Here is a 5,597-nt window from a genome sequence, read left to right as displayed (position 1 = left end):
TGCCGGAAGCGACTTCGGAATAGTAAGCGAAAACGGAATGCCCTTATTAAGAATGATTTGACGATAAAACATGTCAATAGCAGTAGCCCTAGGAATTCCAATAGTTTCCAAAATCTTCTCCGCCTGCTGCTTAATATTTTCTTGTATTCTCACATTCACATTCGCTGTTTTGGTAACTGCCATATCAATCAACCTCCATACACACATCATAAAATACTGTATCGCATATTGCAACACAATTACATGAATGGGATTTTTCGACTGATATAAACACTTTCAACATTCACACTAAGCATTTAGCGCAAAATACTACTATTGCTTCTTATAACCTACAGCAACATTACCTGTTTTATTAATCCCTGGTACTTTAAGAACATTAGAGCTTGGCTTGTCTTTTAAATCAAATTTACCAACTAAAAATAAAGCTTTATACCCTGAACTAGGCAAATTAAACTGTGAGTCAACTAATTTGATGGGCTTATCTCCAAGAGTGACTTTAGACAAATCATAATGAGAATCAAGAATGTCTCGTGACACAAAGAGATACAGTTCACCTTTATTCATGTAATCGTCTGGTAGGCGATATTCTTTCTGAGATACCTCTACTGTTTCCCAATGATACGACGCAAGCGCCGCCTTCTCATCATCGTCGGAACATCCCGCAAGAGAAAAGAGAGAGCCTAGCAGCAGAAGCATAACAAGACAACTTTGAAAAATGGTTTTACAAAAAATAGTTTTACTTCTCATAACACTACTAGCCTCCTTCTCTCTAACACGACTCTGTATCAAATGATTATAAAACAGACTATTAAGTAAACAAAATCTCCCATTCGCTCTGATTACTGTAATAATCTTAATAAATATCCTATTTTTTTTTATTAATTTGTCTAGACTATCGACACTAATTTCTTCATTTACTAGCAAACTATGCTCTTTCATAAACAGCAAGATTTACAGAAACAGAAGAACCAATATCATCGCGTGCGTTTAATGCCTCCAACAATATTCCCTCATAAACGAAGCAATCACCTGCAAATCTTCACCCTCATAATACTCAACAAGCAACTTCTTAAACTCAGGAACTAGACTATACGCAAGTAGGTGTCATCAAAACGATATCTTGAAACAGTCACGATTTGTAAAGGAGTGCCACTGCTTCTGTATGGATTGAGAGAACTATATCTCTAAGGCTTGCTCCTTCTAAATATTCTCTATAGATTCTTCTTACGACTTTTGCTTCCTGTTCAAGAATTACAAGTTACTTGAAGATTATGATAAAAAGGATTTGTTTGATGGTGAAGATTTTTTGAAAAATAGGGATAAAGCTAAATTAACTTCAAAATCTAAGGTATTAAAAATAAAATATAAAAAACTAATTATAGGATTGAATATAGCAACAAATGATAGATAGTAGAAATCTATCGTCTTTTTAGTTTAAGAAATTAAAAAAAGCAAAGTACGCTTGACAAAAAAGCAAAGCGAGCTATACATTATATGTAAAGTTAGCTTGCTGTTGGAGGAGGAAAATGAAAAATGCAATTTCTCAATTAAGAAAACAGCATAAAATAACTCAAGAAGAATTGGCAAATGAAGTTGGAGTAACAAGACAGACCATAACTTCCATTGAAACTGGGAAGTATATAGCGTCACTGCCGTTGGCTTTTAAAATTGCTAAGTTTTTTGATATGAGTATTGAAGAAATATTTAGTATAGAAGAGGATGATTAATATGAACAAATTAGAAAAATATAAAAAAGAAATAGGATTTAGAATTAGTATTTTAGTCTTATTATGTATGGTTGCCTTACTCGCAGTTATTATTGGAAATTTTTACTTAAAATATAAATTTCCATTAAAAGAAGATGTGACATATTATGTAGCAGTATTTTTTATTGGACTTGAACTTGTATCTGTATTCTACATGTCAATGCTTGGTAGAGCATATAGAAATAGAGATATATTGGAGAAGATGCATACTAAAGAAACAGATGAAAGAATGATATTAATAAGGATGAAGTCAGGATCAAATATAATACCTATATTTTCAATGGTTATTGTAATAGTTTCTTTATTTGTAGCATATGTAAGTTATGAAGCCTTTTTAGCGTTAATAATAGTTGCATTTGTCCAAATAATATTTTCTAAATTATTAAAAGTATATTGGTCAAAAAAGATTTAAAAATATCGTAGTAAAGGTATTAGACGATAGACAGTTAAAACTCTATCGTCTTTTTTTATACTCAAAATTAGGAGGTAAAAATGGATTGAGAGAACTCCAAGTATAGCTACACTTTTTTGAGTGCACACTATTGATAGTGGGTGCACTTTTTAACGATAGGAAAAGGCTATCGTTAAAAGGTTTAAGACTGGCTTGATAGCTTGATTTTTGAGCATAAAAACAAAAAAAAACAGCCTAGAGATGATTCCCCTAGGCTGAGTTTTGTAACATTTCAAACGCTCACATTCTTTTAGCTTTTACGATGCCCTTTCAATATCCACACTAATCTCTGATTTAAAAGTTACGCTGAACCTGTCCTCGTAAACTTTTATTTTCTTTATGTACTTTCTTACCAGCTTCTCGTCATACTCACTAATATCGTGACGCTCACTTTTCAGAAAATCTTCCATTTCTCTGATTCGTCTTTTAGCATCTTCTTGACCTGCTTTTTCTATAAGAAGCTGCTGTTTCTTAACTTTCAGTTCATCAATCTCATCAGCTATTTTCGTGTAGTCTTTTTTAGATTTTAGCAAGGTTAGTAGTATCGCTTGTTTGTCCGCGATTTTTTTATCAACCGTTTCAATCTCGCTTAAGTTGTTGCACGCGATAATTTCTCTAATATTGTTATTCAACGTATCCAATACTTCATCCGGTACACTAAACACCTTGTTTATGGCTTTCACTGTAGCAGACTGCAGCTCTTCCTCTTTTACTGTCGGAGCATCACAAGCACTAGGACCATTTTCCCATCTAGTACAACAACGCCAAACAACAGAACGTACTCCTCGATTGTTCCAAGCAATTCTTCTGTAAACATCCCCGCATTTAGCACAAACACATAGGCTGGATAAAGCGTACTTACTGGAATAAACTCTCCTTTTTTTATTCTCCTCACCACTAAACATGTTGGCTCGTCTTAACATTTCTTCTTGAACTTTAAAGAAAATATCTCTTGGAATAATCGAAGCGTGACTATCTTTTACATAATACTGTGGTTCTGTTCCATCATTTTTTATACGAACATGGTTGATAAAATCTGTCGTGATGGTTTTTTGTAAAAGAGCATCACCAATATATTTTTCGTTTTGCAAAATGGTTTTAATATTAGACAAGTGCCATTTTAAATGCCCGGCGCCGTTTTTAATGCCGTCTTTTTCAAGGCCCTCCGCTATATCTCTAAGGCTTGCTCCTTCTAAATATTCTCTATAAATTCTTCTTACGACTTTTGCTTCCTGTTCAAGAATTACAAGATTCCCTTCATCGTCTTTTGTGTATCCTAAAAACCAGTTATGGTTGATTTGCACTTTGCCTTCCTGGTAGCGGAACTTAAGTCCAAGCTTCACATTCTGAGAAAGTGACGCGGATTCCTGTTGAGCTAAAGAAGCCATGATAGTAAGCAATAGTTCTCCGCTTGCTTCCATGGTGTTGATGTTTTCTTTTTCAAAAATGATCGGAATGTTTTTGTCTTTCAACTGTCTGACAAACTTTAAACAGTCGATAGTGTTTCTCGCAAAACGGCTAATCGACTTAGTGATAACCATGTCTACTTTGCCACTCATGCAATCGTGGATCATGTCGTTGAAACCGACACGTTTTTTCGTGCTGGTTCCTGAAATACCGTCATCAGCGTAAATGCCGGCAAATTCCCAGAGAGGATTTCTTGAAATATAATCCGTATAATGCTGAACTTGCGTGTCATAACTTGTTGCCTGTTCTTCACTGTCAGTACTAACACGACAATACGCTACTACTCTTAACTTCGGCTTATCTTTATGCTTATCTACCGTATTCCCCGCTATTTTTCTTGGTGGAATAATTGTAACGTTGGCATTCATTTTACACCTCCTTGATTTGACTGTACGCGTATGCTGCTTGCCGATAAGGATCATCGTATTTCTTTTCTATAACGCCTATTTCATACGTGAAATTTGTTGTAATTAAAGGTTTTAGCTCTGTTGTACGAGGTTTTCTTCTAAAATTGTTGGCTCTTAACTGCTGAACTTTATAAAAAGTTTCTTCATCTAAAAGACTCGGGTAAAGCGATGTTCCTAAGTACGTTTTATTTTTCAAAATATTGCTAATTACAGAATGTGTTTTATCAATGTTCACCGCTCGAGCCGTTTCAGAAATCGTTCCAAATTCTAAGAATTTACGGAAAAGTTCTCTCACTTTTTGAGCTTCTTTTTCGTCTATAACCGCTTTACCGTCTACTATTCTGTAACCATATGGGATGTGTGCCATGTTTCTTTCACCTCTTCTTCTAATTCCAATCCGCATTTCAAATGAAAAATAAATTCTGTTCTGCTTTTAACTACGACATTGTCTACAAAATCCAGAAAATCCTCGTCCTTAAACTCGCTAAATACTTCTGTGACGCTTACGAACCGTTGAAGTTTTTGTGCCTCGTTTAAGTGCGTTAAGTTACCGTTTAAGCTGTTGGAAAGCTGAAGTTTTTCCTTAAGACAAGTATCTATTTCCGTTTTAAGCTGATTGCTTTCCAGATAGTAGGAATCCATCTCAATGTAGCCACCGGCGAAAAGCTTACTGAGTACTTGCTCCTGTTCTTGCAGCTTAGCTATTTTTTCTTCAAGTCCAATAACTTTGTTCAATCCGTCTTTATTATTCACGTTTCTTAAGCTTTTTATGAAAGGCGTTAATATTTGAGCGTATGTTGCTTTGAGCTTGTTAAGCATTTGAAGAAAAGCTAATTTAACATACTCCTCTTTTACAGCTTTCATAGGGCAGCATTTAATTTCACGTATATGCTTGGTACAACACCAAACAACATAGGCTCCATCTTTTTTATGCCGGTCGTGTTTCTTTAACCTACTATGACAATTACCGCAGTAAAGTTTTCCTGAAAACACATATCTAGCAAGATATTTATTACTACCGCCGGTAATATTTAGTTTTAATTTTCTCTTCTGTCTCAGCTCATGCACAAGATTAAAAGTTTCATGACTGATGATAGCCTCGTGATGGTTTTCAATAACATACTGTTTTTTCTCGCCACGGTTTTTATGGCGGTTAAAATTATCGTCTGTAAATGTCTTTTGAAAAATCACATCCCCTGTGTATGTTTTATTAGTCAAAATAGCATTCACGGTAGTCGAAGACCATTTAGCTCCTTTTTTCGCAGGAATCTTTTTAGCCGTCAGCTCATTAGCTATCACATGCCCGCCTTTACCTAAAAGTGCCATACTAAAGATGTCTTTTATAACCTCAGCTTCCTTTGGAACGATAATCATTTTCCCGTTCTCGTTTTTATACCCATACGATGGGGAAGAAATGACATAGGTTCCGTTTTCGAACCGTTTTTGAATTGCCCACGTGTTGTTTTCCGAGATGGATCTTGACTCGCTTTGTGCAATAGAACTTAA

8 protein-coding genes are annotated in these 5,597 nt (G+C 35.0%); 2 read left to right on the top strand and 6 right to left on the bottom strand.

Features of this window, described 5'->3' with window-relative positions:
- The 3 genes from ACTJLE_RS06070 to ACTJLE_RS06060 all read right to left on the bottom strand — a co-directional run.
- Positions 1-183, bottom strand: a 183-nt coding sequence (locus tag ACTJLE_RS06070; protein ID WP_481267858.1) for a type II toxin-antitoxin system RelB/DinJ family antitoxin, incomplete at its 3' end; no start/stop codon positions are given.
- A gap of 129 nt (positions 184-312) precedes the next feature.
- Positions 313-747, bottom strand: coding sequence for a hypothetical protein (locus ACTJLE_RS06065; RefSeq protein ID WP_473412446.1), 435 nt, complete (start codon positions 745-747; stop codon positions 313-315).
- 382 nt (positions 748-1,129) lie between these two features.
- A complete protein-coding gene (locus ACTJLE_RS06060) occupies positions 1,130-1,252 on the bottom strand; it encodes a recombinase family protein (RefSeq protein WP_415692692.1) in 123 nt (40 codons plus the stop codon).
- Between the two features lie 274 nt (positions 1,253-1,526).
- On the opposite strand from ACTJLE_RS06060, the gene ACTJLE_RS06055 reads away from it, so the two are divergent.
- Together ACTJLE_RS06055 and ACTJLE_RS06050 are read left to right on the top strand one after the other, a co-directional pair.
- Complete coding sequence (locus ACTJLE_RS06055) at positions 1,527-1,727, top strand: helix-turn-helix transcriptional regulator (protein ID WP_101889313.1); 201 nt, start codon at positions 1,527-1,529, stop codon at positions 1,725-1,727.
- A 1-nt stretch (position 1,728) separates the two neighbouring features.
- On the top strand, positions 1,729-2,178 hold the full coding sequence (locus ACTJLE_RS06050; RefSeq protein ID WP_473412418.1) for a hypothetical protein: 450 nt from the start codon (positions 1,729-1,731) through the stop codon (positions 2,176-2,178).
- 296 nt (positions 2,179-2,474) lie between these two features.
- Here ACTJLE_RS06050 and ACTJLE_RS06045 read toward each other — a convergent pair whose 3' ends face one another.
- The 3 genes from ACTJLE_RS06045 to ACTJLE_RS06035 form a co-directional block, all read right to left on the bottom strand.
- Positions 2,475-4,052 (bottom strand): recombinase family protein, encoded by a 1,578-nt coding sequence (locus ACTJLE_RS06045; protein ID WP_473412419.1) that lies wholly within the window; start codon positions 4,050-4,052, stop codon positions 2,475-2,477.
- 1 nt (position 4,053) lies between these two features.
- A complete protein-coding gene (locus tag ACTJLE_RS06040; protein ID WP_101889399.1) occupies positions 4,054-4,458 on the bottom strand; it encodes a recombinase family protein in 405 nt (134 codons plus the stop codon).
- Positions 4,428-5,597: recombinase family protein (locus ACTJLE_RS06035; protein ID WP_481267857.1), on the bottom strand; the 1,170-nt coding region annotated here is incomplete at its 5' end. The genes ACTJLE_RS06035 and ACTJLE_RS06040, both read right to left, overlap by 31 nt.

It is taken from the genome of Gardnerella sp. CCPDSM, assembly GCF_056754715.1.
Note: the sequence above shows the minus strand (reverse complement) of the source record. Positions and strands in the feature narration are given on the sequence as shown.